The following is a 26435-nucleotide window of genomic DNA, read 5'->3' on the forward strand; positions in this document are numbered from 1 at the left end:
AGATGGCGAGGTCGTCGCCAGGTGGCGCAGCCGCTGGGACGAGCCGATCGTCGTCGACGAAGGCGGGGGCCCATTGCGCAAATGGCGCGATGGGGTTTGCTCGCGGACCGCGCTGCTCCATATCCTGAGGGTTCCCCACCGTTCGCGGCGTTGGCGCCCGGCACCCCGGCAATGCGCAAGGGTATGAGAAAGCGCACCCATGTCGCGAGACATCCGTGCATCGCGGCCGCAATCAGTCTTCCGCCTTCGTCGCATCCCCCGCAGCCGGAGGCACAGCGACGGCGACTCGCCGTTCCCTCGAGTCGGCCTCTTGGCGCTGGCGGCGGCGATCTTCGTATCGATGTCGACCGAGTTCCTCCCCGGCGGGCTACTCCCCGACATCGCCGAAGCGTTCGACCGCCCGGTGACAGATGCGGGCCAGTTGGTCACCGTGTTCGCGGCGGCGGTCATCGTCACCACCACCCCTCTCGCGATCCTGACCCGACAGGCGCCACGCAAGCCGCTCGCGCTGATCGCGCTCACCGGGATAGCGGCCGCGACCGGCTTCGCGGCGCTCTCGCCGACGTTCGAGCTGCTCCTCGCCGCGCGCGTGGCGGGCGGCATCGCGCACGGGCTGTTCTGGTCGGTCGCAGCCGCCTATGCGGCCGATCTCGTCCCTTCCTCACAGCTCGGCCGGGCAACAGCGATCACGGCCGCGGGTGGCGCGGTCGCCGGCATTCTCGGCGCCCCGCTCGGCAACGCGCTCTGCCAGCTGTTCGGGTGGCGTGCGGCATTCGGCGTCTTCGCGATCGTGGCGGTCGGTGTCGCGGTCCTCGTCGCCACGCTCCTTCCACCTGTGAAGCTGGCGCGCCGTGCGCCGAACTCCGCCGGCTCCCGGCCCGTCTCCTCACAAGCTGGGCTGAGCGGAATCCTCCTCGTGTGCCTGATCATCCTTCTGGTCGTCATCGGTCAGACCACCTACGGAACATACGGGGTGGTCTGGCTCACCGACGTTGCCGGGCTGCCCGAGCCGTCCATCCCTATCTTCATGCTGGTGACGGGGATCGCCGCCTTCGTCGCGGTCTCCCTGATCGGGCGACCCGCCGACCGATGGCCGAACGCGGCGCTCGTCGTCGCCATCGTGATGCTCGCCGCGCTGATGGCGCTATTCCCCCTCATGGCCGAGTGGGGCACTCTTCCGCTGGTTGCGGTCGCACTCGTGCAGTCGATGGGCTTCGCCGTCGCCCCGATCCTGCTCCAGACACGCATGATGCGGATCGCTCCGCACGAACGCCGCTCGACCGCAGCCGCACTCCAGACCACGGCCTTCAACATCGCGATCGGCGGCGGGGCGGTCGTCGGAGGGCTCGTCATCGGCGCGTGGGGTCTCGCCGTTCTGCCCTGGGCTGCTGCGCTGCTCTCGGCCGTCGGCATCTCTGTTCTGCTGCTGTCGCTGCCGCGCGTACCCCGGGCGGCGACATCCTCGCCTCCCTCACCCATCGCAAAGGAGGACGCTTATGTCCCCTGAATCAGCTCGCCCGAACGAACCGTCCGCCCGGACGTCAACCGACCCCGAGGCCCCATGGCGTGACGCGGCGCTCGACCCGATGCGGCGGGCAGCGCTCCTGCTCTCCGAACTATCGATCGACGAGAAGATGGCACAGATCACGTGCTACTTTCCCCAGGACATCGCCGAGACCGATGACTTCGTGAATCGGCACCCGAACGGCGTCGGTGTCGTGTCCACACTCGAGACGCGGTCCGCCGAAACGCTTCGCGACGTGATCGAGTTCCAGAACCGGGTGCAGCGGAGTGCGATGTCCCGGTCTGGTCACGGCATCCCGGCGATCTTCCATATGGAGGGTATCTGCGGCGGCTTTCTCCCAGGGGCGACCAGTTTTCCGAGCGGCCTGGCACGGGGTGCCAGCTGGAACCCCAGTCTTGAACGGCGGATCGGTGAGATCGTCGCGCGCCAGGAGCGAGCTGTCGGCGTTACCCACACCTTCGCCCCGGTGCTCGATGTGTCCCGCGATCCCCGCCTCGGGCGGCACGGAGAGAGCTACGGCGAGGACCCGGCGTTGGTCAGCGCACTCGGAGTCGCCTACGCGCAGGGGATTCAATCCGGTTCGACAGGTGCGCTGCGCTCCGAGGCTGTCGCCAAACATTTCGTCGGGTCGCACCACGTCGACGGCGGCATTCACGGGACGGATGTGAATGCACCGGTCCGTTTGATCCTGGAGCAGTATGCGAAGCCGTTCCAGGCCGCGATCACCCATGCCGGGCTACGCGGAATCATGCCCGCGTACAACTCCGTGAACGGGCAGCCTGTGTCGGCTTCGCATTGGCTGCTCACATCGGTCCTGCGCGAGCAGATGGGCTTCGACGGACTCGTGGTGTCGGACTACGGGGCGGTCACAAACCTCCATTCGGTGCAACGTGTCGCTTCTTCCAACGCGCTCGCCGGTCTTCTTGCGCTGCGGGCGGGAATGGATGTCGAGCAGCACTGGCCGGCCGGCTTCGGCGCCGAACTTCGCGACCTGTTCGCCACCGGTCGTGCGGATGTGTCTGTGCTGGATCGGGCGGTGCTGAGCGTCCTGGCGGCCAAGTTCCGAATGGGCCTGTTCGAGGCCCCGTATGCAGACGCCGCGTCGGATGCTGTCGCCGAGCTGGAAACGGATGCGGATCGGGCGGCCACCTTGCAGTCGGCACGTGAATCGCTGGTTCTTCTGACCAACGACGGTGTGCTTCCCCTGGGGCGACCGCGCCGGATCGTGGTCGTCGGCTGTCACGCCGCGAGCGCTCGCTTCTTCTTCGGAGGGTATACGCACTACTCGATGGCGGAAGCCAAGCTTGCGACTCGCTCCTCGATGGCCGGACTCGTCACCGGTCCGAGCGACGCGGGCATCGTCACCATTCCTGGGACCAAGATCGAAGCATCCGATGGCGAAGAGTATGAGCTGCTCTTGCAGCACCAGAAGCCAGGTGTTCGGAGTCTGCTCGAAGAGGTGCGAATGCGCATGCCGGACACCGAGGTCCTCTGGACGCGCGGCTACCCCATCGCCGGACACGATACATCGGGGCACGCGGAGGCGATCGAGCTCGCTCAGACCGCGGACGTCGTGCTGCTCACGCTGGGCGGAAAGTACGGCATGTCGTCGATCGCCTCGATGGGGGAGGGGATCGATGCCACCGACATCAACCTGCCGGCGTGTCAGGAGGAGCTCATCGACAAGCTGGGCGCACTCGGAGTTCCGCTCGTCGGAGTCCATCTCGATGGTCGTCCGATCTCGAGCGACGCCGCAGATCGGTCGTTGAGCGCGATCATCGAGGCGTGGAGCCCGTCGGAGGCAGGAGCCGAGGCCATCGTCGACATCCTCACCGGGGCAGTAGGGCCCTCCGGTCGGCTGCCGGTCAGCGTGGCGCGCAACGCTGGGCAGGTGCCGGTGCCGTACAACCACAGCAACGGATCGAGCTGGCACCAGGGAGGAAGCATCGGGTTCCCGGACTACGTCGACAGCCCGCATATCCCCCGGTATCCGTTCGGACACGGGCTCTCGTACACCAAGTTCGACTACTCCGAACTGGGTGTGGAACGAGTCGACGATATCGACGGTGAGGGCTTCCAGGTCTCCTTCACCCTCGCGAATGTCGGGGAGAGGCCGGGCGTCGAAGTCGTCCAGCTCTACGTCCGCGATCTCTACGCCTCGATGACTCGACCTGCGCAAGAGCTCGCGGGGTTCCGGCGAGTGAGCCTGGATCCCGGTGAATCCACGATGGTCACGTTCCGTCTGGCTGCGAGCCAGTTCGCCTTTCTCGACGAGCTGATGCAATGGCGGATCGAGCCCGGCGAGGTCGAGATCCTCGTCGGCGCATCTTCAGCCGATATTCGGCTCCGCACGGACATCGTCGTGCACACGGATGCTGTCATCGATGGACGTGCGCGAGCGTTCTGGGCGAGCTGAGGGGATAGCGCCCAGGGGTCGCCGGAGAGTGAACCGATCGTGAGTCGACCGCAGCGGGCGGCCGACTCACGTCTCCAGAACGGTGATAGCGGTCCTGGCCGTCTCTCCTTCAGCGCCCACCGTGACGATGATCTCTCCCGGCCCGGTGGGCCGCACGATCGCGAGTGCGCGACCATCGAATGTGGTGCAGCTTGTCGCGTCGAAGCGCTCAGCGGTCGCCGGCCGAGCGGTGCCGAGTGCCTGCAGGCGGCCAGGTCCATCTACTCGCACCTCGATCGAGCTGTCGCGCGACGGGTTCGGCACGCCCGCGGGGTCCGCGAACTCGATCGTCACGAAGGCCAGATCGCCGGAGTCGTTCCGGATCTGCTCGCGGTCCGCATGAGCCGTGAGCACGCGACCCTGCGCGGTGGTAAGGGTGCTGCGCTCACTGGCAACCTGGTCGCGGTACGCCACCGCAACCAGGTCGCCCGGGTGGTACTCGATGTCGAACCGAGCAGTGAAGTCGTTCTCCGCGCCTGCGGGCCGTCGCCCCAGTGACTCGCCGTTCAGGATGAGTTCGACCTCATCCGCATCGCAGTACACCTCGATCTCGGCGCGCGAACCGACGGGAACGTCCCATGTCCAGCTCGAGATCGCATCGCTCCAGGCCCATTGCATCTCCAGCCGCCGTCGCCCGTAGTGCTCGGGTCTGAGGACTGCGATGTAGGGGTCTCGGCGGAGGCCGTACACGATCTCGCGGTAGAAGGACTGTGGTCGACGCATCCCGGTGATGTCGATGTCACCGGCCCAGGCCGTGAGCCACGGGAACGCCGGGTCCCCGCCGCCGCGGACCTCGAGATCGTCGGTGTAGTCGGTTCTGCCCAGTCCCACTTCGCCGAGATAGTCCCAACCGGTCCAGGTGAATCCGCCGATCACATGGTCGTGTGCCAAGGTCTCCCGCCAGGACATCGCGGTCACACGAGGGTTGGTCTCCGTCCCCAGCACGACGCGATTCGGGAATCGGGCGGCGTCGGGGGCATAGCGTGCCTCGGCGTAGTTGAGTCCCGCGATGTCGGCGGCCGCGTGCGACTCCGCTGTGCGGACCGTTACGACGTCCGAGACGGTGACGGCATCGAAGAACTCCGTCATCTCGTTCATCACGTCGTTGACGCCGCGGGCAACGGCAGTGTCGAGCCGATCCTTGAGTTCGCCGATGACCTCACCCGCGACTGCCCAGAAGCTGCTGACCGCCGTCGTGATGAAGCGAGTCTCGTCGTTCGCACGGATGCGCTCGGCGATCTCGCGCGAGAGGATGCCGCCGGCGCCTGATCCGTACTCGTGGATCTCGTTCCCGATGCTGTAGAGGATGACGCTGGGGTGATTGAAGTCCTTGCGCACCATCGCGTCGATGTCGCGCTCCCACCACTCGGGAAAGTCCAGCGTGTAGTCGAAGGGCTGGTTCATCTCGGTCCACGCGTCGAACGCTTCGTCGAACACCAGCATGCCGAGCCGGTCGCACGCGTCGAGCATCGCGGGGCTGATCGGATAGTGCGAACTGCGCACCGCGTTGAATCCGGCTTCCTTCAGAATCTCGATCCGCCGCTCCTCGGCGCGGCGGATCGTGGCCGCCCCCAGCGGCCCGTTGTCGTGATGGATGCACGCGCCGCGGAGCTTGACTGTCTCGTCATTGATGCGAAGCCCATGCCGTGGATCGATCCGAAGCGTCCTCACACCGAACGACACGACCAGTTCGTGTTCGGTGGCCGGATCTTCCTCGTCGAGCATGCGAGCGGTGAAGGAGTAGAGGTAGGGGTCATCCACTCCCCAGCGATGAGGCTCGTCTACGTACAGCCGACTCCTCACCGTGGTGGCGGCGCCGGGGCGAAGAGTGACCGGGGTCCGATCATCTGCGACGACCGCCCCCGACGCATCGCGAATCTCGACAGCAAGAGTGAGCCGGCGGGAGATGACGTCCTCGTTCGCTACCTGCACAGCCGACTCGACCACAGCGCGTTCGGCGTCGACGTCGGGCGTCGTCACCCGCACGGCATTGTCGATGATGTGGGCGAGCGGCGTGACAACCAGATGCACGTCCCGATAGATGCCGAGCCCCGTGTACCAGCGGGAGTCGCGGTGAGCGCGCGCCTCGACACGGACTGTGTTCACCGTGCCGTAGCGCAGATGGGCATCCACCGGGAGGCGGAACACGCTGTAGCCGTATCGCCACTGCCCGGCGAACTCATCGTTCACGTAGACCATCGCATCGCGGTACACGCCATCGAACTGGAGTGCCACCCGCCTCGCCCGCCACTCCGTGGGCACGTAGAACCGCTTCGAGTATTCAACCTCCCCTCCGGGGAAGAATGCCGAGGGTGCGCCGCCCGACGCGTGCTCCGAGCGCGGGAGCGTGATCATCGCGTCGTGCGGGAGCGTGACGTCGGTCGATTCCGATCCGCCCATCAGATTGACGAAGCCGCTGATTTTCGGGCGGACGGTCCAATCATCGTTGAAGGGCGTGACGGTCATGGGGTGGCTCCAGCCTGACAGGACTCTGCTGCCGCCACGCTACCCAGGACGGGCGGCCGCTCACTCACGCTTGCCAAATATTGCGCAAGTCGCTCGGGTGCCAGCTTCTGACCCGCACGGTGGGACAACGACGATCTCAAGCGAGGAATCGCGGCTGTGGCTCACACGAGCGGAGCGCTCGTACACGTCGCCGTCGCCGGCAAGGCGAGATCAGCGCGTTGATCTGACCCGCTCAGTTCGAGTGCCATCACGACGGCGCACCCACGACTGCGCGCGCGTCGCCGTTGATTCGGCAACTGGGCAATGCGGCTCACAGCCTGAAGCGCCAGAACCTGACACCGTCAAAAACAGCTGGCTTGCAGCTTCGAAATTAGCTCGGGCTATCGATGGGCGAATCGTTCGCGCAGAGATCCGATCCGATGATCCGGAGAGCATTCACTTCCAGCTTCTAGGGCGCCGGGCCCCCGTTGCGCAATAAGCCTGTCGACGGACCAGCGGGTGACAGCATGGACGTGCTGCCGACGGCACAGAAGTGGGGTGCACGATGACTGACGGAGTGGTGGCACTTCGCCAGGGGCAGATCGGATCAGTGCCTGCCAGACACCCCGGTGTCGAAGTGTTCTTCGACGTCCCTTTCGGAGTGCCTGTCCGGTTTCGTCCGCCGCGAACCGCGCCGACGTGGCACGGGATTCGGCGGCGCGTTCGTCCTGGCCCTGCAGCACCTCAGCCTGTAGTCGAAGGTGTCACGCTCCTCAGCCCCTCCGCCCCGATGGCGGAGGAATCATGTCTCAACGCCTCGATCTGGCGGCCCCGATCGCGAGCCGATGGGTTGCCCGTACTCGTCTTCGTGCACGGCGGGGCAAACCAATATGGGTCCCACGCCGACCCGGTAACGGATGGTTCCCGACTTGCGGCCGAGGGTCTCGTCGTGATCTCGGTCCACTACCGGCTGGGCGCGCTGGGCTTCCTGGCTCTTGATCGCGCCATAGACGCGAGGTTCGCCGAGAGCGGGGCCGTCGCTGTCCATGACATCGTCGCCGCGCTGTCGTGGGTCAGGGCCAATGTTGAGCAGTTTGGCGGAGACCCGGGCCAAGTGACTCTCTTCGGGCAGTCCGCGGGTGCGGCGTTGGCCGCTACCGTCGCGGCTTCACCGCTTGCCGACGGTCTCGTTCATCGTGTTGTCATGTCGAGCGGCACCGCGGAGCGTGCGCTCACCGCCGAAGATGCTCATTCCGTGACCGAGTCGTTCCTCAGCGCAGCAGGGGTGAGCAATCCAGAGGACGCTCTCCGTTTGAGTATTGAGCGCATCCTGGTCGCGCAGACGACAGTCACCAGGCAGAGAACCCCTTCGATACCGACGCTGCCAATGCCGTTCCAGCCGGTTCTCGGCACACGCGCAGTCCCGATCCAGCCGCTAGATGCGTGGAGATCACAAGCGCTCGCACCGGTCTCGCTGCTCGCCGGGACAAACCTCACCGAAGCGGCCGGAAGCGCAGACACCCTCACTGAACGTCAGCGAAAGTCTGCGATCGAGGTCTTGGCTGGGCGTGCGTCGCCGCGGGATGTCGAGGCCTATTCAGCGGCAATCGCAGGGTTGCTGGGACGCGCTGCCACTGAGCTCGATGTGCTGGATCACCTACTCACTGACGTGCGCTATCGGCGTCCGACTGATCGGCTTCTTCAGGCGCGAGCTCCCTCACCCAACACATACGGATACGTCTTCGTCGGCGGCGCGCGAGCAGGAGACCCCTCCGCGTCAGCCCACGCCAGCGAGCTTCCCTATTTCTTCAACAACCTCGACGTCGCGATTACGGACGGCGGGACCCTCCCCGATGGAGCGCACACGCTGGCCGAGCACATGTCGAGCGCTCTCGTCGGATTCGTCCGATCAGGCGCGCCACTGGCCGGGAACGTGGATTGGGAGAGCATCGGATCGGAATTTCCCTGGCTCCGCGTGCTCAGCGTTCCGGGTGCGGACCGGGATCCCCTTCACGATGGAGACCTGTGGCGCAACCTGCGACAAGCGTGGTCAACAACGGGCGCCAGGTGACACGCTCAGCCGCATCCGCGCCGATAGGGGTTCATCTCCACGGCAGTGCGGCGGGTTCTGAACGGTGCCCGTGATGTCATCGACGGCCTGCGGACGCGGCTGGACCACGCTGTCGCACGGGCTATGAGGTTAGGCCGGAGCGGTCCGGATGCGCTGTTCGGCGGCGGCCATCAACTCGCCGCACAGGGCGCGGATGCTCTCCATGGCCGTCGGCGTGAACACGGCCGCCAGGTGACCCTCCACGATCCGGACCACGTCGATCGCCTGCTGGTCGTACAGCCACTGCAGCTGCAGGCCGTCGAGCAGCGCGATCATGCCCGCCGCCAGGTCTTCGGGGCTCAGGACGGAGGCGGCTTGGCCTTCCGCCTGCGCGGCCGCGAATGCGCGCGCCAGGTAGGTTCGCAGATCGAGGTAACGCGAGCGGTAGTGCTCGTGGAGCGGATGATCCACGGGGGTCGCCTCCCCGCTGAGCAGGCTATGTAGGGTCACGATGCCCGGGAGACCTGCGTCGGCTCCAACCACGGCGAGCACGGCGGCGAAGGCGCCGAGACCCGTCGCCGGGAGGACCATCACCGAGCGCCACCGCTCGTGTCGGTCGACCACAGCAGCGAGCAGCGCCTCCTTCGTCGGGAAGTGGTAGGCAAGGCCGCGCTCGCTGACCCCTGCCCGCCGCGAGACCTCCTTGAACGTCGCGGCGTGATAGCCGCTCACCCCGAACACCTCGGTGGCGGCGCCCACGATCCGCTGCTGCACGTCTTCCGACTTGGCGTAGCGGCCCCGCGACCCGCCCGCGCGGGCGGGGGCCGTGCCGGGCGAGGTGGTCGGTGCAGCGGTAACCATATCTCAACCATATCCAATCTTGCGCCACAGCGCAGGATTGGATACGCTCATCGAAATTCGCGCCGTAGCGCAGTATTTGACCGATCAATGGAGATTGTTGTGGACACATCACCCGCCGAGCGCAGGGGCACCCAGCGCAGCACCCGCCCCGTCGACCCCTCCGTGGTGGACGAAGTCGTCGCCGACGCAGTCCTGCTGCCGCCGGCCGGGGTCGCATCCGGCATCGCCGTCGCCGATCCGGATAAGACGCCAGAGGTTCCGCGGATGGGCGCCGGCCTGATCTGGGTCCTCGTCTTCCTCACCTTCGGAGCGTCGATGGCCGTGGTGACGCCGATCGCGTTCTCGCTGAGCGTGAAGCTCGACGTTCTGGTTCCCGGTCAGGTGGGAGTGCTAGGCGTCATCACCGGGATCGGGGCGATCGCCTCGGTCGTCGCCACGCCGCTGATCGGCGTGCTCTCGGACCGCACTAGGAGCCGCCTCGGCCGTCGCCGACCGTGGGTCATCGGCGGTGTCGTCGCCGGCCTCGTCGGCCTGTTCATCCTGGCCGTAGCTCCGTCGATCCCGATCGTGGTCCTCGGCTGGATCTTCACTCTTCTCGGCTGGCAGACGGCGACCAACATGGTGATCGCCTTCCTGGGCGACCGCCTGCCGGAACAGCAGCGCGGCCGGGTGTCCGCTTACAACGGCTTCGCCAACATGGCCGCGCCCATCTTCGGTGTGGCGCTGGTGTCCGCGTTCGCCACGCAGCTGACTCTGCTGTTCCTCATCCCGGGCTTCATCGGCGTCATCGGCATGCTGCTCTTCGCAATCTTCGCGCGGGACGTGCCCGGACTCGCCGAACCCGAGAAGACCTCCGTCGGCCAGGTGTTCGCACGGATGGTGTTCAACCCGCGTAAAGCGCCGGACTACGCCTGGAACTGGCTCGGTCGTGCGCTCCTATTCTTCGGCCTGTCGTTCACCACGACCTACGGCACCTACTTCATCGCCGCCCGGCTCGGTCTCCCGGTGAGCAAGGTCGGGGGGATCGTCGCGATCGTCGGCATCGGCGGCGTGCTGTTCGGGGCGCTGGGCGCACTCGGAGTCGGATTCCTGTCGGACCGCCTGAAGCGTCGCAAGATCTTCGTCCTGCTCGCGGGGGTGATCATGTTCGGTGGAACGCTGATCTCCGCGTTCTCGTACCAGCTCCCCGGCCTCATCGCCGGCGCCCTCCTCGGGACACTCGCCATCGGCGCGTTCTCCACAGTGGACCAGGCGATCGTGCTGGATGTGCTGCCCAACCGCGAGGAATCCGGCCGGTACCTCGGGATCATGCAGCTGGCGCAGCAGCTTCCCGGCACTGTGGGCCCCCTGGCGGCAGCCGGCGTCCTGGCCATCGGGGCGGCTTCGTCCTCGCCGAACTACACGCTGATGTACATCGTGTCGGGAGCTGTCGCCCTCATCGGTGCGCTCATCATCCTCTTCAAGGTGCGCGGGGTGCGTTGATGCCGAACGATCGCCTCTCCGACCACTCGCTGAAGGAGTCCGCATGACCTACCCCGCGACGTTCCTCTGGGGTGCGAGCACCGCGCCGCACCAGGTCGAGGGAAACAACGTCAACAGCGACTGGTGGGCCCGCGAAGGGCTGATGCCCGGGATGGAGCCCAGCGGCGACGCGGACGACAGCTACCACCGCTACCGGGAGGACATCCGGCTTCTGGCCGAGGCAGGGCTCGACAGCTACCGATTCGGGATCGAGTGGGCACGCATCGAACCGCGTCCTGGGCAGTTCTCGCGCGCGGAGCTGGCGCACTACCGCCGCATGATCGACACCTGTGCCGAGTTCGGCGTGACCCCCGTCGTCACGCTGCACCACTTCTCCAGCCCGGGCTGGTTCGCGGACGAGGGAGGCTGGCTCGCAGAGCGCGCGACCGAGAGGTTCGCGTCGTATGTGACCGAGGCGACCACCATCCTGGACGGCGTCGGATGGGTGGTCACGATCAACGAGCCGAACCAGATGGCGATGATGATCATGCTGCAGGAGGCCATGCGCACCGGTTCGCTCGACGAGTGGCTGAGCCCCACGGTGCAGAGCGAGGGTGACCGGACCCGCATCGCGGCGAGCCTGCCGGTGCCGACTCCCGAGTTCGGCCTCCCCTTCGTCGCCGCACACCACGCCGTGCGGGACATCGTCCGCGAGCGCACCGGCGCGAAGGTCGGCTGGACTGTCGCCAACGGTGCACTCACCTCCACGCCCGGCAACGAGGAGAAGTTCCGCGAAGTGCTCTACAACCTCGAGGACCTGTACCTCGAGGCGGCGCGCGGGGACGACTTCATCGGCGTGCAGTCGTACTCCTCCCAGGCCGTCGACGCGAACGGTCTCGTCCCGCATCCCGACCACCCAGACAACACGCTCGTCGGCACCGCCTATCGGCCCGACGCGCTCGGCATGGCGGTCCGGCACGCCGCCGAGGTCACCGGCCTGCCCGTCCTCGTGACGGAGAACGGCATCGCCACGGCCGACGATGACCGCCGTATCCACTACACCCGGGAGGCGCTCGGCCACCTGGAGTCCGCCATCGACGACGGGATCGACGTGCGCGGGTACCTGCACTGGAGCCTGCTGGACAACTACGAGTGGGGCCACTGGGGGCCGACCTTCGGTCTGATCGCCGTTGACCGCACCACCTTCGTCCGCACCCCGAAGCCGAGCCTCGCCTGGCTAGGCGAGGTGGCGCGCACAGCCCGGTCGAGCACGCTCGAAGGCCACGTCCGGTGAGTGGACCGCTCCGCTGGGGCGTCGTCGGCACGGGCGTCATCTCCCGGCAGATGGCCGCCGACTTCGCTCTGGTCGAGGACGCGGAGCTCGTCGCCGTCGCATCCCGGAGCCAGACCTCGGCGGATGCCTTCGCCGACGACTTCGGCATCCCGCGGCGGTTCTCCGACTACGGTCGGATGCTGGATTCGGACATCGACGCCGTGTACATCGGCACGCCGCATGTGACGCATTTCGGCCTGGCGCGTGAAGCTCTCGAATGCGGCCGTCACGTGCTGTGCGAGAAGCCGATCGGTGTGGACGCTGCCGAGGTGCGCGAGCTGGCCGGGATCGCCCGCCGGTCAGGAAGGTTCCTGATGGAGGCGATGTGGATGAAGTTCAATCCACTGCACCGGCGGGTCCAGGAGCTTGTGGAGAGCGGCGCCATCGGCGAGGTGCGTAGCGTGCGCGCCTCGTTCGGAGCGCCGTTTCCGCAGGACGGCTCGAGCCGGTGGAGACCCGGCGGCAGCACGCTTCTCGACCAGGGCATCTACCCCGTGACGCTCGCTCAGCTGTTCCTCGGGCGACCGGAGAGCGTGACGGCGGCCGGAGTGGTGCGCGACGACGGGGTGGACCTGCGTGAGAACTACACGCTCCACTATCCGGAGGGTCGCTTCGCCCAGGGCGCCTCATCCATGACCGAGTTCCTCGACCTCGTCGCCTCCGTGAACGGCACCCGCGGATGGATCGCCCTCGACACGGCGTTCTGGTCCGCATCCCGGGCGACCCTTCATCACGCGGCGGAGGAAGCGATGGTCGAGGAGGTCATCGAGACGACGCCGGAAGGGCACGGCTACGTCCCCATGCTGCGCGCGGTAACCGCCTCCATCCTCGCCGGCGAGCACGAGCACCCCCTGCACACCCTGGAGGCGACGGCCGACGTCTTCGACACACTGGACGAGATCCGAGGGCAGCTCTCCAACGATTCCCCCGCCTCCACGAAGGAAGAGTGACTGATGACGAGAATCCCGTTCAACTCGGGCTGGACACGCCGAGCCCCGCGAGGAGCGTTCGCCGCGGGCCCGACGTCGGATGAGATCGCCGTCCAGCTGCCGGATGACGCATTGCGGGACGAGGAGCGCACCCCCGATGCGCCCGGTCGCGGAGCCGGCGCCTACTACCCGAACGGCGCGTACACCTACGTCAAGCAGTTCCCGGCGCCGGAAGAGTGGGAGGGCGCGATCGTCCGGCTCGAAGTCGAGGGTGCGTATCGCCACGCTCAGGTATTCCTCAACAACGACTTGGTGGGCAACCGCTCCGACGGGTACGCGCGCTTCTTCGTGGATCTGACCCCCTTCCTGCGAATCGGGGAGGAGAACGAGCTGAGGATCGAGGTGCGGGCCGGCCAAGACTCCCGCTGGTACTCCGGAGCGGGTCTCCACCGTCCGGTGTCCCTGCACGTGGACGCCCCGCTGCACATCGTTCCCGACGGAATCGAGGTCGACACCGTCCGGCTAGCCGGAACGCGGGCCGTGATCGAGGTCCGGACTCGCCTCCGCAACGCCGGGATCCCGACCCGGACGGTCCGAGCGTCGTCGCAGGTGCTCGATCCGGACGGACGGCCGGTCGCCTCCGCGTCGACCCCGGCGACGCTGGTCGGCGGGGAGGACGCCACCGTCCGCCAGCGCTTCTACATCGACGATGTCGCACTGTGGTCGCCCGACCACCCGCACCTCCACACCCTGCGTATCGCGCTTGAGGACTCCGAGCCGGTGGAGGTGCGCTTCGGCATCCGCACGGTGACGGTGGACCCGGCCGTCGGCCTGGAGATCAACGGAGAGGCTGTGACCATACGCGGGGCGAGCGTCCACCACGACAACGGGCCGCTGGGCGCCGCCGCCATCGGCCGAGCCGAGGAGCGCCGGGTGGCACTCCTGAAAGAGGCCGGCTTCAACGCGATCCGAAGCGCCCACAACCCGATCTCGTCGGCCATGCTCGACGCGTGCGACCGCCTCGGTGTCCTCGTCATGGACGAGGCGTTCGACATGTGGACCCGCGGCAAGTCCCCGTTTGACTACGCGCTCGACTTCCCCCAGTGGTGGCGCGAGGACCTCACGGCGATGGTCGCAAAGGATCGCAACCACCCGAGCGTCATCATCTACTCGATCGGCAACGAGATCGCGGAGACGGGCAGCCGTCACGGCGCCCGGATCGCCCGGGGGCTGGCGGAGCACGTGCGCGCCCTCGACCCGACCCGGCTCGTGACCAACGGGGTCAACGCCCTCTTGGCGTCGCTGGACGACATCCCGGCACTCATGGAGGAGTTCGGTGGACTCAACCAGATCATGTCGGAGGGGGACTACTTCGGCACGGTCAGCGCCAGCCGCGTCGCCGGGGAGCGGATCGAGGAGTCGAGCGCAGCCCTCGACGTGCTGGGGCTGAACTACGGGGAGACGCGGTACGCGCAGGATGCCCAGCTCTACCCCGGCCGGGTGATCGTCGGGTCGGAGAGCTTCCCCTCGCAGATCGGGAGGCTCTGGCCGCTGATCACCTCCCTGCCGCATGTCATCGGAGACTTCACCTGGGCGGGATGGGACTACCTCGGCGAGGTCGGATTGGGATCGACGAACTACTCGCCGCGTGCCGAGGGGCAGCAGCTGGCGCTCGAAGGGGAGTTCCCCTTCCTGACCGCCAACACCGGCGATCTCGACATCACCGGGTATCGCAGGCCGATCTCCTACTACCGCGAGATCGTTTACGGGCTCCGGGCGGAGCCGTACATCGCCGTCCATCGACCCGACCGCTACGACGAGCCGTTCGCACAGCGGTCGCCGTGGGGCTGGAGCGACTCGGTCGCGTCCTGGACGTGGCCCGGGTTCGAGGGCCGCGGCATCAGAGTCGAGGTGTACGCGGCGGCCGAGGAGGTGGCCCTGCTGCTCGACGGCCGCGAGCTCGGGCGGCAGCGGGTCGGCGACGAAGTGCCGCTGCTCGCCCTGTTCAACGTGGAATACGCGGCCGGCTCCCTGGAGGCGGTTGCTTACACCGACGGCCGGGAGGTGGGCCGGACCACGCTCGTCACAGCGGGAGCGCCGCGTCTCACCGCATCCGCCGATCGGAGGGAACTCACGGCGGACGACGCCGACCTCGCCTTCATCGCGATCGAATTCCGCGACGACTCGGGCCGACTGGTCGCTTCGCACGATCAAGAGGTCGTCGTCGAGGTCACCGGCGCCGGAGTGCTCGCGGGCATGTGCAGCGCGAACCCCTCCACCACCGAGCGCTTCGACGCCGACCGGTGGCGGACGTTCGACGGCCGCGCCCTTGCGGTCATCCGCCCGACCGGCCCCGGGGCGATCGACGTCCGTGTGACCTCTCAGGGACACGACAACGTCGCGATCCGGCTCCATGCCGGTGAAGATTCCGAGCCGCTCACGAAGGAGAGAAACCGATGAACCACCCGCAGCTGAAGAACCTCACGCTGGAGGAGAAGGCGTCGCTGCTGTCCGGCGGCTCGTTCTGGACATCCGCAGCCATCGAGCGCGTGGGCATCGAGGCGGCGACCCTCACCGACGGGCCGCACGGCGTCCGGAAGCAAGACGGTCAAGCCGATCACCTCGGCATCAACGACAGCCTCCCCTCGACCGCCTTCCCCACGGCTGCCGCCACCGGTTCCACCTGGGACCCGGAACTGCTGGAGCGTCTGGGTGAGGCGCTCGGCCGCGAGAGTCGCGTGCTCGGAGTCGATGTCCTCCTCGGGCCCGGTGTCAATATCAAGCGGTCGCCGCTGTGTGGACGCAACTTCGAGTACTTTTCGGAGGACCCGATTCTGACGGGGAAGCTCGGCGCCGCCTGGGTCCGCGGCATCCAGAGTCAGGGCGTCGGTGCATCGGTTAAGCACTTCGCGGTGAACAACCAGGAGACCGACCGCCAGCGGATCAGCGCCGAGGCCGACGAGCGGACGCTGCGCGAGCTCTACCTCCGGGGCTACGAGATCATCGTCGAGGAGTCGCGCCCCGCCACCTTCATGTGCTCCTACAACCGCATCAACGGGGTCTTCGCGTCCGAGAACCGGTGGCTGCTGACCACGGTGCTCCGCGACGAGTGGGGCTTCGACGGCTACGTCATGTCCGACTGGGGAGCCGTCACCGACCGGGTTCCGACCCTCGAGGCGGGGCTCGACCTGGAGATGCCGACGAGCTCCGGACGCGGGACGGCCGCCATCGTCGACGCAGTACAGCGAGGGCAGCTCGACGAGAGTGTGGTCGACGTAGCCGCAGCCCGGGTGGTCGACGTCCACGAACGGCTCCGAGCGGATCGGGTAGAAATTACCGAGGTCGACTGGGACGCGCACCACGAGCTCGCCCGTGAACTCGCCGCGGCGAGTGCCGTCCTGCTCAAGAACGAGGGGGACATCCTCCCGCTGCCGGCGGACGACGGAGGTCCGATCGCCGTGCTCGGCGAGTTCGCGCGGTCGCCCCGCTATCAAGGTGCGGGCAGCTCGCACATCAACCCCACCCGGCTCGACGACGCGCTCAACGCCATCCGCGACCGGACCTCGCGGACCGTGCTGTTCGCGCCCGCGTTCGCCGTGGAGGAGGAAGGACCCATCGCAGGCGACGATGAGGCGCTTCTCGCCGAGGCACGCGACACGGCGGCGCAGGCTGATGTGACCATCCTATTCCTCGGCCTCCCGTCCATCGACGAGTCCGAAGGGTACGACCGGACGCACTTGCGGCTTCCCGCCCGCCAGCTGCGAGTGCTCGAGGCGGTGCTCAAGGTCGCCCCGAAAGTCGTGGTCGTCCTCAGCAACGGCGGGGTCGTCGACGTCTCCTCGTTCGACTCCCGCGTCGACGGGATTCTGGAGACCTGGCTTTCCGGGCAGGCCGGCGGCGGTGCGGTCTCCGACATCCTCTTCGGCGACCGGGAGCCCGGGGGGCGTCTGGCCGAGACGATCCCGCTCCGGCTGGAGGACACGCCGACCCTGATCAACTGGCCGGGTGCCAACGGGAAGGTCTACTACGGCGAGCGGATTTACGTCGGCTACCGCTGGTACGACAAAACCGCGCGCGACGTCGCCTATCCCTTCGGACACGGCCTCGGTTACACCAGCTTCGCGTATTCGGATCTCACCGTGGACGCCGACCATACGGGCGCTCGCGTCCAAGTGACGGTCACGAACACGGGCAGCCGGCGCGGAGCCGACGTGGTGCAGGTCTACGTCGCGGATCCGGAGGCGAGCGTCGACCGCCCGGTCCGTGAACTCGCAGGATTCCAGAAGGTCACGCTCGAGTCCGGTGCGTCACAGCGCGTCGTCATTGACCTGCCCGCGCGAGCCTGGGCGTTCTGGGACGACGGCTGGCGCGCCGAATCAGGACGGTTCGGTGTCGCCGTCGGCACATCCTCGCGCGACATCAGGCTGAGCACCGAGGTCGAGATCGCAATCCCCGACGACATCAGGGCGCTGGACGAGGACTCCACCCTGAACGAGTGGATGGAGCATCCGGAAGGGCGCCTCCTTCTGGAAACGGAACTGGCCAACCTTCACCCCGAGGCCCGGAACCTCACCGGCGGCGAGACGCTCCGGCTCGCCGGCTCCATCCCCCTTCGCACCCTCGTCGGGATGGCTGGCGCCAGCGACCCGGGGACACTCGTGAACAGCCTGCTCGCACGTCTCTGACCAACACGACCATCACCGAGGAAATGATCCGCACCATGCAACGCACAGCCGGAAAGTCGCCCTGATCAGCGGCGCAGCCCGCGGGCTGGGCGCAGAGTTCGCACGAGCGCTCGACGCCGAAGGGGGAGCGTCGTCATCGGAGACGTCCTCGTCGACGACGGCACGGCGCTCGCCGACAGCCTGGGACACTCCGCGCTCGTCGTTCAGCTCGACGTGCGCAACTACGCGTTCTCCTCGCTGGACCCGGACCCGTAGGGGCGTCCATCAGGGCTCGCTCGAGGTAGGGCCGAACGGCAAGGTCACCGTGCACACCTACATCGACCGCTCCGTCGTCGAGGCGTACGTCAACGGCGAGAAGTCGCTCACCAGCCGGGTCTACCCGACTCTCGCGGACGCGGTCGGTGTGCGTGTCATCGGTGACGAGATCGTCAAGGTCAAGCCGCTGAAGATCTGGAACCTCGACGGCGCATACCGCAACGTGGCCCCCTCCCAGTGAAAGAGGGTGCACGATCCTCTAGTGGGCCGCGACATGCTGCTCGAGATGGTCCCTGCATACCTTGCCTTCTTCGGGTACGAAGGCGCCACAGCCGAAGACTTCGCGTAGTTCGGCGGCCCGATGCGCGGCACGGTCGCCGTTGCGTAGACTTCCTCGGCTTGAGCTTCAAGAACGACAGTCGCGTCCAGACCCGGCTGATGTGGGTCGGGTCCACCGCCGCCCGTGACGGGCCTCATGCGCGCGGTGCCCGATTGCGGATCCATTTCGTGCAACTGCAACTGCACCGTGCCTGCATGAACCTCTCCGTGTTAGCCCATCCGAGTGACCGCTCGGCTGGAATCCGAGGTCTCACTCGAAACGGCATCCGAAAGGGTCTTCCCGGCGCCTTTCAAGCGCGACAGAATGGTCGCGTTGAACCCGCGTGACGGGGTCATCGCGTGGCTCCAGTTCACGCCAGCTCGTGCCCACGCGGTGCCCACGTTTGCAAAGGAATCGCCGGGAACGAGGGGGAGCGAGAGCTCAAACTACGCACGCGTTGCCCGTGCCTTTCCGCGGAAGTTCGACCCGGAAGGAACGAGAACGATCAACGTAGAACGGTTTCGACGAGTTTCAAATCCCTCCGTCTCCGCCGAAAAACCCCCGGTCAGAGGGTTTTATTCTGCTTCTGCCACGAAATCCGCCACTTCTGCCACGTTTGCGAAGCGCCTCACGCTGGGCGATCTGAACTCGATCGGGAGTTCTTGTTCATCAACCTGCTCGGTTGCGGCCGGACCGGTCGAAAGTTCAGTGCCGCTGCCTGCGAGACCGCGAGCGCGAATCCCTCGGTCTCCACGGGCCATGCGAAGGCCTCCCGTCCTCCACAGCGGCGGATTCGGGCACGCTGTCCCCAGTTCGTCGGATGCCGCCATCAGAGCGACGTCCTCGTCGAGATGCTGCCCGCATGGGAATCCGCTACTACGCATACGCCTTCGACGCCGACCTCGCTGAGCAGGCGGTCGATGACCCGCACAGCATCCTCTCCAGTGACCCGCTTGCTGACGCGTGGGGCCTGGAACCGCACGCAAGCGTGAGTGTCGCGACGTTCGAGCAGGTCTCGCCGAAGCGCGACATGCTCTATCTCGACAAGGTATGGTCCGCCCTGCAGTCCCTCACGTGTCCGACGACCGATGTTCCCGACGCAGGCTCCTGCTACCGGATGTTCGAGGGGAGCGTAACGATGCACGGGCTCGGGTGGGACCCGTGGGTGAGGACGATCCTCCCGGTGGAGGTGCCGGCGATTCGGGACGACCTCTGTGCGATCGACGAGGACCAGGTGCGAACGTGGGCGCGCACTTGGCGCAGCAGGCACGGAGCCGACGACGACGACGAGCTTCGCTACGTCCTTGACTACCTCAGGCGGGCGCAGACGTTCGTCGAGACGCTCGCAGCGGACGGCCGTGGAATGGTCTACCTGATCGGGTGACTCCGTCCGAACAATCCGCGGCTGTCGTCGCGTCAACGGATGTCGGTGTGTTCCTTCAGAATGGACGCGTGCCCGCCGTCGCCCAGGTCCTCGAGCTCGCCCAGCTTGCGGAGCGCGATGCGGCGTGGAAGCTGCTTCGAGCCGACAGCGCACCCGTGGTCGCCGGTCTTCTCGGCACCCACCTGGGCGGAGACGAGCGCCAAGTCGACGCTGAGGAGCTGTACGAGCGGATCGATGCCGACCTCGAGCGGCTCCGCGCACAGGGGCTGATCCTGCCGTTGACTGCGAAGGGGTACTGCGGAGAGTGGCGCTCGGCCGGCTTCCTGGTGCGTCGGCCGTCATCGGAAGCGCGGGGTGAGACGCTCGAGCTTTCCCCGGACGCGATCGCCGGGATCCGCTTCCTGCAGGGTCGCGCCGCCCCGCGTTCTAGTGTGACCGAGTCTCGGCTTGCGAGCCTTGCGGCGCAGGTCCGTCGCCTCGCGATCGACACTGATCCTGACGTGTCAGCACGCATCGCGCTGCTCCAAGAAGAGATCGAGTCAATCGAGCGGCGGATCGAGAGCCTGCGTTCGGGTGACGAGACCGCGATAGACGAGGACCGGGCGCTCGAACGCGTTCGCGATGTGTTGGCGCAGGCGGCGGACGTGCCGGACGATTTCTCTCGGGTGCGTGCTGAGTTCGAGGCGCTGAATGCGTCGCTGAGGGCGAAGATCGTCGAGTCCGATGTTTCTCAGGCGTCGGTCGTAGACGAAGTCTTCCGCGGAATCGACCACATCTCCGACTCGGATGCAGGCCGCAGTTTCGCTGCCTTCTCACAGCTCGTGCTCGACCCTGCACTCGGTGCCGCGTTCGAGGCCGACATTCGCCGCATCCTCGACCGCGGATTCGCTCGTGACCTCACCTCGGATGAACGCCGGGCATTGCGCTCCTTCCTCACCACGCTCAAGGGACGAAGCGCGGAGATCCACGACGTCATCACATTGTTCGCCCGGGCGCTGCGCCGCTACGTGCAGTCGCAGGACTACCAGCGCGACCGGGTACTGAGGACTCTTCTGCGAGAGGCTCAGCACGCGGGTGTGGAAGCATCCGCGCATACGCGTCCATGGCATCCGACGTCGCTCACTCTGGATCTCTCGGCCGTGGCCATGTCAAGCGTCGGGGCGATCGACCTCCACGATCCCGCCGAATTCGCCGCCACCGACGAGATCGTCACGCAGACGGCATCCCTCGCGAGCCTCGAGGAGATGCGGGCTATCGCTCGCGAGACCGAGATCGACTTCGACGAACTCACCCGGAACATCAACGACCTGCTCGCCGAGGTGCAATCGTGCACCGTCGCAGATGTCCTCGCTCGATACCCCGCGACGCAGGGGGTAGGAAGTGTGATCGGACTTCTCTCGATCGCGGCGGAGCAGGGCACCGTTGACGACGAGCCCGAGGTGCTCGCGTGGCAGGGCGCCGACGGAGTACCGCGCGCGGCAATCGTCGCGGCGCACCGATTCACAGGAGCGGTGACATGACCGAAGCGATTCCAACGGATGTCGCCCCCGGGGAGCACACCGGCCTCTGGCGCGGTGACTCGGGGGAGCTTCCGGACCGGACCAGGCGGGTCCTGCTCCGTCTGGTGCGCGGGCCGTACCTCTCAGGCGCACGAGAGGCGCAATTGTGGGCAGTACTGCTCACCGACGAGACCATGATCCGCTCACGTCTCGCCGAGCTGTTCCTCGAACTGGTCATCGACCGTGACAACGAGTTCGCGTTCGTCCGCAACGCTCCCTCCGACGATGCGCCGAAGGCGGTGCGGTCCGAGGCCTTGACGTTCCTCGACACGGCGATGCTGCTCGTCCTACGCCAGACATTGCTGAGCGAGGAGGGTCGCGGGCGTGTGATCGTCGGGCAGGCGGAGGTCTTCGAGCAACTTGCTGTGTTCCGCACCCCCGATCGTGACGAGAAGGACTTCGCGAGTCGAGTCAACTCGTCGTGGAACAAGATGCAGAACAAGCTCCGTGTGCTGCACGCCGTGGGCGATGACCGCGCCGAGATCTCTCCGGTGCTGCGGCTGCTCGTCGACGCCGACCAGATCCGCGCGATCACCGCCGAGTATCAGCGGATCGCCCGCGAGTGCGAAGGTGACTTTGCCGCCCTGTCGACGGATGACGAGGACCAGGACGCATGACGATGCTGACCTTCCCCACTGACGAGCCGGAGATCGATCCGACCAGGCCCGGTCAGTGGCGCCTCGCCCAGATCGAAATCGTCAACTGGGGCACGTTCGCGGGCCACGTCGCCGTGGACGTCGCGCGCGACGGTCACCTGTTCACCGGGGCATCCGGATCGGGCAAGTCATCCCTCTTGGACGCGATCGCCGCGGTTCTCACCCCCGATAGGTGGCTGCGACTCAACGCGGCAGCTCAGGACGGCGCATCTCGGCACAGCGATCGGACGCTGATGAGCTACGTGCGCGGGGCCTGGAGCAAGGAAGCGGACGAGGCCGCTGATCGGGCCACCACGACTTACCTTCGCTCGAAAGCCACCTGGAGCGGCATCCTGCTGCGCTACGAGAACCTTCGCGACGAACCGGTCGTCCTGCTGCGGGTGTTCCACGCACCCGGCACGCGCACCGAGGCGACAGCGTTGAAGGACGCGCGGATCTTCGCGCGCGGCCATGTGGAGCTTCTCGAAGTGAAGCCGCATGTCGAAGGCGGGATCGACGCGCGCCGAATGTCGAAGGCCTTCCCCGATGCGCTCCTCACAACCGGTGGGCGGCACGGACGCTTTCATGAGCGTGTCATCCGCCAGTTCGGCTTCCGCGGCGACGCGACGCTTCAGCTTCTCCACAAGACTCAGTCGGCGAAGAACCTCGGCACGCTCGACGCGCTATTCCGCGGGTTCATGCTCGATCAGCCGGGAACCTTTGCGCGCGCGGAGACTGCGGTCGAGCAGTTCACGGAGCTCGATGCGGCTCACAAACACGTGGTCGACCTGCGCAAGCAGGCTGATGCGCTTCGCAAGGTCGACGAGGCGATCGCGGCGTTCGACCTGGCCGGTGCCGAGATGGCGGCGATCTCTGATCTGCACGATGCAGTCGAGCCCTTCACTTCGGCACTCAAGCTTCGGCTCGCGAAGGATGCCGCCGGCCCAGCACGCGCCGCGCTGGCGCGCGCCGAGAGCGAGCTGAGCGACGCCGCGCGCGAGCAGCGGTTGGCGGCCGATGCTCTCGAGACCGCGAAGGCTCGCGTTCGCGACGAGGGAGGCGCTCGCGTCGAGCTTCTGCAGGAGCGGATCGATAGTGCGCAGAGCGCCGAGGACGTCATCGGTCAGTACCGGTCCCAGCTGGGCGCCGAGCTGACGCGCATCGGCGCGCCCATGCCTGAGGACTCCGAACAGTTTGCGGAACTCCTCGCGGTCGCCGTCGCCGAAGCTGCGCGCGATATCCCCGCTGTGTCGTATGAGGTGCGTGACGCCGCGAGTCAGGCCCGTAAGGTGCTGGACGAAATCACGAATCAGATTCAGTCGCTGAGAGACCACCGGAGCAACCTCGACGAGAAGCTCCTGAGAGCCCGGCGATACCTCGCCGACGCTGTCGGCGTTCCGGCGTCGACGTTCCCCTTCGCCGGTGAGCTGATCTCGGTCGCCGAACAGCACTCCACATGGCGCGGCGCGGCAGAGCGAGTGATGGCGCCGTTCGCGTCGACACTCCTCGTGCGGGACGAGCATCTTGCGGGAGCCCGCCGTGCGGCCGACTCGCGCACGCTCGGTGTACGGCTCGTCATCGAAGCGGTGCCGCACTCGGTCGATGAGCCGCGTCGCCCCAAGGACCCCCGCTCGCTCGTTCATCGCCTCGCGGTGAGTGACGGGCCCTTCGCGTCTTATGTCCGAAGGCGCATCGCCACCGAGTTCGACTACGCCTGCGTTTCGCACCCGGACGAGCTCGACGACGTCGAACGCGGCGTCACGATCGGCGGTCTCGTCAAGCGCAACTCACGCAGGTACGAGAAGGACGACCGTCACGACGTCGGTGATGCGACCCGCTGGGTGCTGGGCGGCGACACTGCGGCGCGGCTCGAGGCGTTGCTGGAGCGTCGTCGTGAGGCGATGGTGGCGATGGAGGAGACGTCCGCAAGGGATGCGCATGCGGACTCGGCCCGCCAGGATGCTGTGACCCGGCGTGATGTCTTCACGCGGGTTTCGAGGTTCACGTGGGAGCGAGTGGACCTCGCTGCCGCGGCGGCGGTGACCGCGGCTCGGCGCGATGAACTCCGGGTGCTCACCAGCGAGTCGGGCACCCTCCGCGAAGCTCAGGAGGCCGCCGAGCGAGCTGGCCAACGGCTCGCTGATACCGGCGAAGCACACGAGCGAGCGCTTGGCCACCACGCCGTCGCCCGCAACAAGATGGAGAGTGTCGGAGCGCAGATCGCCGAACTCGAGGCCGCGCCCCACACGCCGGTCGACGAACCCATCGCCGATTCGCTGGAAGAACGATTCCGCGCCGAGCGACGCTCCGTCAGCCTGGAAACGGTCGACGAGGTCGCACGCAAGGTTCAGTCGGCGCTCTCGAAGGAGAAGGACGTCGCAGCCGGCCGTGCAGCCGACGCTGAAGCCAGCTTCGCGGGACGTGCGGCGGAGTTCCGACTCGGGTGGCCGGCAGCATCCGCCGAGCTCGCCGCCGACATCCGCGACCGTTACGGGTATCGCGAACTTCGGGAGGGGATCCTCGCCCGCGGCCTGCCCGAGAAGGAGACCGAGTTCCGCAAGCTGTTGCGGGAGCGCTCGCAGGATGTCGTCGCCCACTTGCTCAGCGACCTCCGCGACGCCCCGGGGTTCATCCGGGAGCGGATCCTTCCCGTGAACGCATCCCTCGGACGGTCCCCGTTCGAGGGGACGGATCGCTTCCTCGAGATCGATGTGAAGACGACCCGGACGCCGGAGGTCGACGAGTTCCTCACCGACCTGCGCCGTATCGTCGAAGGCAACTGGGCCGACGAGTCCGCCGCCGGCGCGGAGCAGCGCTTCGGCGTCCTGCAGCGCGTTATCGGTCGACTCGGCTCCAAGGACCGCATCGACATCGACTGGCGCAATCGTGTGCTCGACACAAGGCTTCACGTGAGCTTCCTTGCGCGGGAGAAGGACCTCACCGGCCGGGTCGTGCGAGTGTACGACTCCGCCGAGGGGTTGTCGGGCGGTCAGAGGCAGAAGCTTGTCATCTTCTGCCTCGCCGCGGCCTTGCGCTATCAGCTCACTGAGGAAGAGGACGAGGTCCCGAGGTTCGGGTCGATCGTGCTCGACGAGGCATTCGACAAGGCCGACAGTCGATACACGCGCAACGCGATGGAGGTGTTCCGGGAATTCGGGTTCCACATGATCCTCGCGACACCTCAGAAGCTGCTGCAGACACTCGAGCCGTACGTGGGCGCGATTACGTCGGTATCGAACCCCGACCGCAACACGTCACGACTGGCGAACGTGGTGTTCGCGGTCGGTGACCCGGAGGCCACCTCTACGCCGCATGCGGAGTCGCGCGCGTGACGACGCCCGTCACGCCGTCGGATGTGCGTGCGCGCGCGAAGAAGCTCTTCGACCGCGATGCGCGCACGTGGGCGGCCGAGCAGCAGACCGGTGTCGTGCTCGATGTTCCCCTGCGGCCGCCGACAGAGCGGGAGGCGCTGAGCGACCTGAATCGTGTTCGAGAGTGGGTCAAGTCCTGGCGCGGCGTGAGTGAAGCCTCGGGAATCGAGCTCGAGTGGGCCGTCCGAAACTGGTCACGCGTCGGATCTCAGGAGGTCCCCGTGCGCGCCATCGTGCGTAGCCCAGAGGTGATCGCTGGAGTCGCAGGTGAGGCAGCGGTATGGCGGCGTCTGGTGGAACGCCTCGACGAGCTGAGGGCTCTTGTTGGGCCCGACGCGCAGGTAGTGCTCCGCACCTACGCCCACTCGATTGCCGACCTCGATGACGCTGATTTTCACAGGCTCGTCGACGTGCTGACCTGGCTGCGTGACAACCCGGCGTCTGACCGCCTCATCCGGGAGCTTCCGATTCGCGGCATCGACTCCAAATGGATCGAGTCCCGCCGAGGGGTCGTAGAGGCGTTGCATCGAGCTGGAACCGGTGCATCCGGACTGGGGCTTCGCGAGCCGTCGCCGCTGGTGCGGATCCGTGTACTCGATCCATCTCTCTCCTTCCAATGGCTCACCGATGTGTCAGCGCCCGTCGACGAAGTTGCATCGATCCCTTTACGGCCTCAACGAGTCTTCGTCTTCGAGAACCTTGCCACGGTGCTCGCCATGCCGAACGTGCCGGACGCGGTCGCTGTGCACGGCGGCGGTCACCGAGTCGACCTCGTCGCTCGCCTGCCATGGGCGCAGACCGTCACCTACTGGGGCGATCTCGACTCACATGGATTCGCCATCCTCAACCGACTACGAGCCAGGGGAGTCGAGGCGACATCGGCGTTGATGGATTCCGGGACTCTTTTCGACCACCGGGATCTGTGGGGGACCGATCCAGAACCGAATGTCGGCGTGCTCGAGCTGCTCACGCCCGGTGAGCGCGCGACTCTTCAGTCGCTGAGCGCGGAGGGGAACATTCGCCTCGAGCAGGAGCGCATCCCGTGGAGCTACGCGCTCGCGCGACTCGGAGTGTCTTGACCGGGCAGTCGAGCTGCTAGCCCAGCATCCTCCTATCGATCTGTCGGGGATACGTGCTACCGTAATCGCAACAAACGCAATCCCCTGCG

General features: G+C 66.9%; 16 protein-coding genes. 14 read left to right on the plus strand and 2 right to left on the minus strand.

Annotated elements, in window-relative coordinates; genetic code table 11:
* Window positions 1-310 precede the first annotated feature (310 nt).
* Window positions 311-1507: an MFS transporter gene (locus ASF40_RS09780; protein WP_056368543.1), complete on the plus strand. Its 1197-nt coding sequence runs from the start codon at window positions 311-313 to the stop codon at window positions 1505-1507.
* Complete coding sequence (locus ASF40_RS09785; protein ID WP_235560201.1) at window positions 1497-3941, plus strand: glycoside hydrolase family 3 N-terminal domain-containing protein; 2445 nt, start codon at window positions 1497-1499, stop codon at window positions 3939-3941. Before ASF40_RS09780 ends, ASF40_RS09785 begins: the two co-directional genes overlap by 11 nt.
* A gap of 66 nt (window positions 3942-4007) precedes the next feature.
* On the opposite strand, the gene ASF40_RS09790 is transcribed toward ASF40_RS09785, so the two are convergent.
* A complete protein-coding gene (locus ASF40_RS09790; protein ID WP_056368544.1) occupies window positions 4008-6446 on the minus strand; it encodes a glycoside hydrolase family 2 TIM barrel-domain containing protein in 2439 nt (812 codons plus the stop codon).
* Window positions 6447-6990: 544 nt separating this feature from the next.
* Here ASF40_RS09790 and ASF40_RS20850 point away from each other — a divergent pair.
* Window positions 6991-8496, plus strand: a complete 1506-nt coding sequence (locus tag ASF40_RS20850) for a carboxylesterase family protein (protein WP_082496983.1) — start codon at window positions 6991-6993, stop codon at window positions 8494-8496.
* Window positions 8497-8625: 129 nt separating this feature from the next.
* On the opposite strand, the gene ASF40_RS09795 is transcribed toward ASF40_RS20850, so the two are convergent.
* Window positions 8626-9336 (minus strand): TetR/AcrR family transcriptional regulator, encoded by a 711-nt coding sequence (locus tag ASF40_RS09795; protein ID WP_056368546.1) that lies wholly within the window; start codon window positions 9334-9336, stop codon window positions 8626-8628.
* Window positions 9337-9435: 99 nt separating this feature from the next.
* Between ASF40_RS09795 and ASF40_RS09800 the strand changes: the two genes are divergently transcribed.
* The 11 genes from ASF40_RS09800 to ASF40_RS09850 all read left to right on the plus strand — a co-directional run bounded on the left by ASF40_RS09800 (window position 9436) and on the right by ASF40_RS09850 (window position 26346).
* On the plus strand, window positions 9436-10818 hold the full coding sequence (locus ASF40_RS09800; RefSeq protein ID WP_056368547.1) for an MFS transporter: 1383 nt from the start codon (window positions 9436-9438) through the stop codon (window positions 10816-10818).
* Window positions 10819-10861: 43 nt separating this feature from the next.
* Window positions 10862-12091 carry a glycoside hydrolase family 1 protein gene (locus ASF40_RS09805; RefSeq protein ID WP_056368550.1) on the plus strand — a complete coding sequence of 410 codons (1230 nt, stop codon included), beginning with the start codon at window positions 10862-10864 and terminating at the stop codon, window positions 12089-12091.
* Window positions 12088-13080 (plus strand): Gfo/Idh/MocA family protein, encoded by a 993-nt coding sequence (locus tag ASF40_RS09810; protein WP_056368552.1) that lies wholly within the window; start codon window positions 12088-12090, stop codon window positions 13078-13080. The genes ASF40_RS09805 and ASF40_RS09810 overlap by 4 nt, the downstream gene beginning before the upstream one ends.
* 3 nt (window positions 13081-13083) lie before the next feature.
* Entirely contained in the window at window positions 13084-15519 is a 2436-nt protein-coding gene (locus tag ASF40_RS09815) for a glycoside hydrolase family 2 TIM barrel-domain containing protein (RefSeq protein WP_056368555.1), read from the plus strand.
* Entirely contained in the window at window positions 15516-17744 is a 2229-nt protein-coding gene (locus ASF40_RS09820; protein ID WP_056368558.1) for a glycoside hydrolase family 3 C-terminal domain-containing protein, read from the plus strand. The genes ASF40_RS09815 and ASF40_RS09820 overlap by 4 nt, the downstream gene beginning before the upstream one ends.
* 85 nt (window positions 17745-17829) lie before the next feature.
* The gene (locus ASF40_RS21470; protein WP_235560234.1) at window positions 17830-18240 is read left to right on the plus strand and encodes a GH32 C-terminal domain-containing protein; all 411 of its coding nucleotides are present in this window, start codon (window positions 17830-17832) and stop codon (window positions 18238-18240) included.
* Window positions 18241-19180: 940 nt separating this feature from the next.
* Window positions 19181-19702 carry a DUF1877 family protein gene (locus ASF40_RS09830; protein ID WP_056368562.1) on the plus strand — a complete coding sequence of 174 codons (522 nt, stop codon included), beginning with the start codon at window positions 19181-19183 and terminating at the stop codon, window positions 19700-19702.
* A 68-nt stretch (window positions 19703-19770) separates the two neighbouring features.
* A complete protein-coding gene (locus tag ASF40_RS09835) occupies window positions 19771-21222 on the plus strand; it encodes a DUF3375 domain-containing protein (protein WP_082497049.1) in 1452 nt (483 codons plus the stop codon).
* Window positions 21219-21878 (plus strand): DUF4194 domain-containing protein, encoded by a 660-nt coding sequence (locus ASF40_RS09840; protein WP_056368566.1) that lies wholly within the window; start codon window positions 21219-21221, stop codon window positions 21876-21878. Before ASF40_RS09835 ends, ASF40_RS09840 begins: the two co-directional genes overlap by 4 nt.
* Entirely contained in the window at window positions 21875-25228 is a 3354-nt protein-coding gene (locus tag ASF40_RS09845) for an ATP-binding protein (RefSeq protein WP_056368567.1), read from the plus strand. Before ASF40_RS09840 ends, ASF40_RS09845 begins: the two co-directional genes overlap by 4 nt.
* Window positions 25225-26346 carry a DUF3322 domain-containing protein gene (locus tag ASF40_RS09850; RefSeq protein WP_056368569.1) on the plus strand — a complete coding sequence of 374 codons (1122 nt, stop codon included), beginning with the start codon at window positions 25225-25227 and terminating at the stop codon, window positions 26344-26346. The genes ASF40_RS09845 and ASF40_RS09850 overlap by 4 nt, the downstream gene beginning before the upstream one ends.
* Window positions 26347-26435 lie beyond the last annotated feature (89 nt).

Source organism: Microbacterium sp. Leaf288 (assembly GCF_001422925.1).
Lineage (GTDB): Bacteria > Actinomycetota > Actinomycetes > Actinomycetales > Microbacteriaceae > Microbacterium.

Excerpts from the sequence above, each read along its gene's own strand:
- ASF40_RS09805 (WP_056368550.1), top strand. The coding sequence starts at position 10,862 with ATGACCTACCCCGCGACGTTCCTCTGGGGTGCGAGCACCGCGCCGCAC.
- ASF40_RS09845 (WP_056368567.1), top strand. The coding sequence starts at position 21,875 with ATGACGATGCTGACCTTCCCCACTGACGAGCCGGAGATCGATCCGACC.
- ASF40_RS09785 (WP_235560201.1), top strand. The coding sequence starts at position 1,497 with ATGTCCCCTGAATCAGCTCGCCCGAACGAACCGTCCGCCCGGACGTCA.
- ASF40_RS09820 (WP_056368558.1), top strand. The coding sequence starts at position 15,516 with ATGAACCACCCGCAGCTGAAGAACCTCACGCTGGAGGAGAAGGCGTCG.
- ASF40_RS09795 (WP_056368546.1), bottom strand. The coding sequence starts at position 9,336 with ATGGTTACCGCTGCACCGACCACCTCGCCCGGCACGGCCCCCGCCCGC.
- ASF40_RS09815 (WP_056368555.1), top strand. The coding sequence starts at position 13,084 with ATGACGAGAATCCCGTTCAACTCGGGCTGGACACGCCGAGCCCCGCGA.
- ASF40_RS09790 (WP_056368544.1), bottom strand. The coding sequence starts at position 6,446 with ATGACCGTCACGCCCTTCAACGATGATTGGACCGTCCGCCCGAAAATC.
- ASF40_RS09840 (WP_056368566.1), top strand. The coding sequence starts at position 21,219 with ATGACCGAAGCGATTCCAACGGATGTCGCCCCCGGGGAGCACACCGGC.
- ASF40_RS09830 (WP_056368562.1), top strand. The coding sequence starts at position 19,181 with ATGGGAATCCGCTACTACGCATACGCCTTCGACGCCGACCTCGCTGAG.
- ASF40_RS20850 (WP_082496983.1), top strand. The coding sequence starts at position 6,991 with ATGACTGACGGAGTGGTGGCACTTCGCCAGGGGCAGATCGGATCAGTG.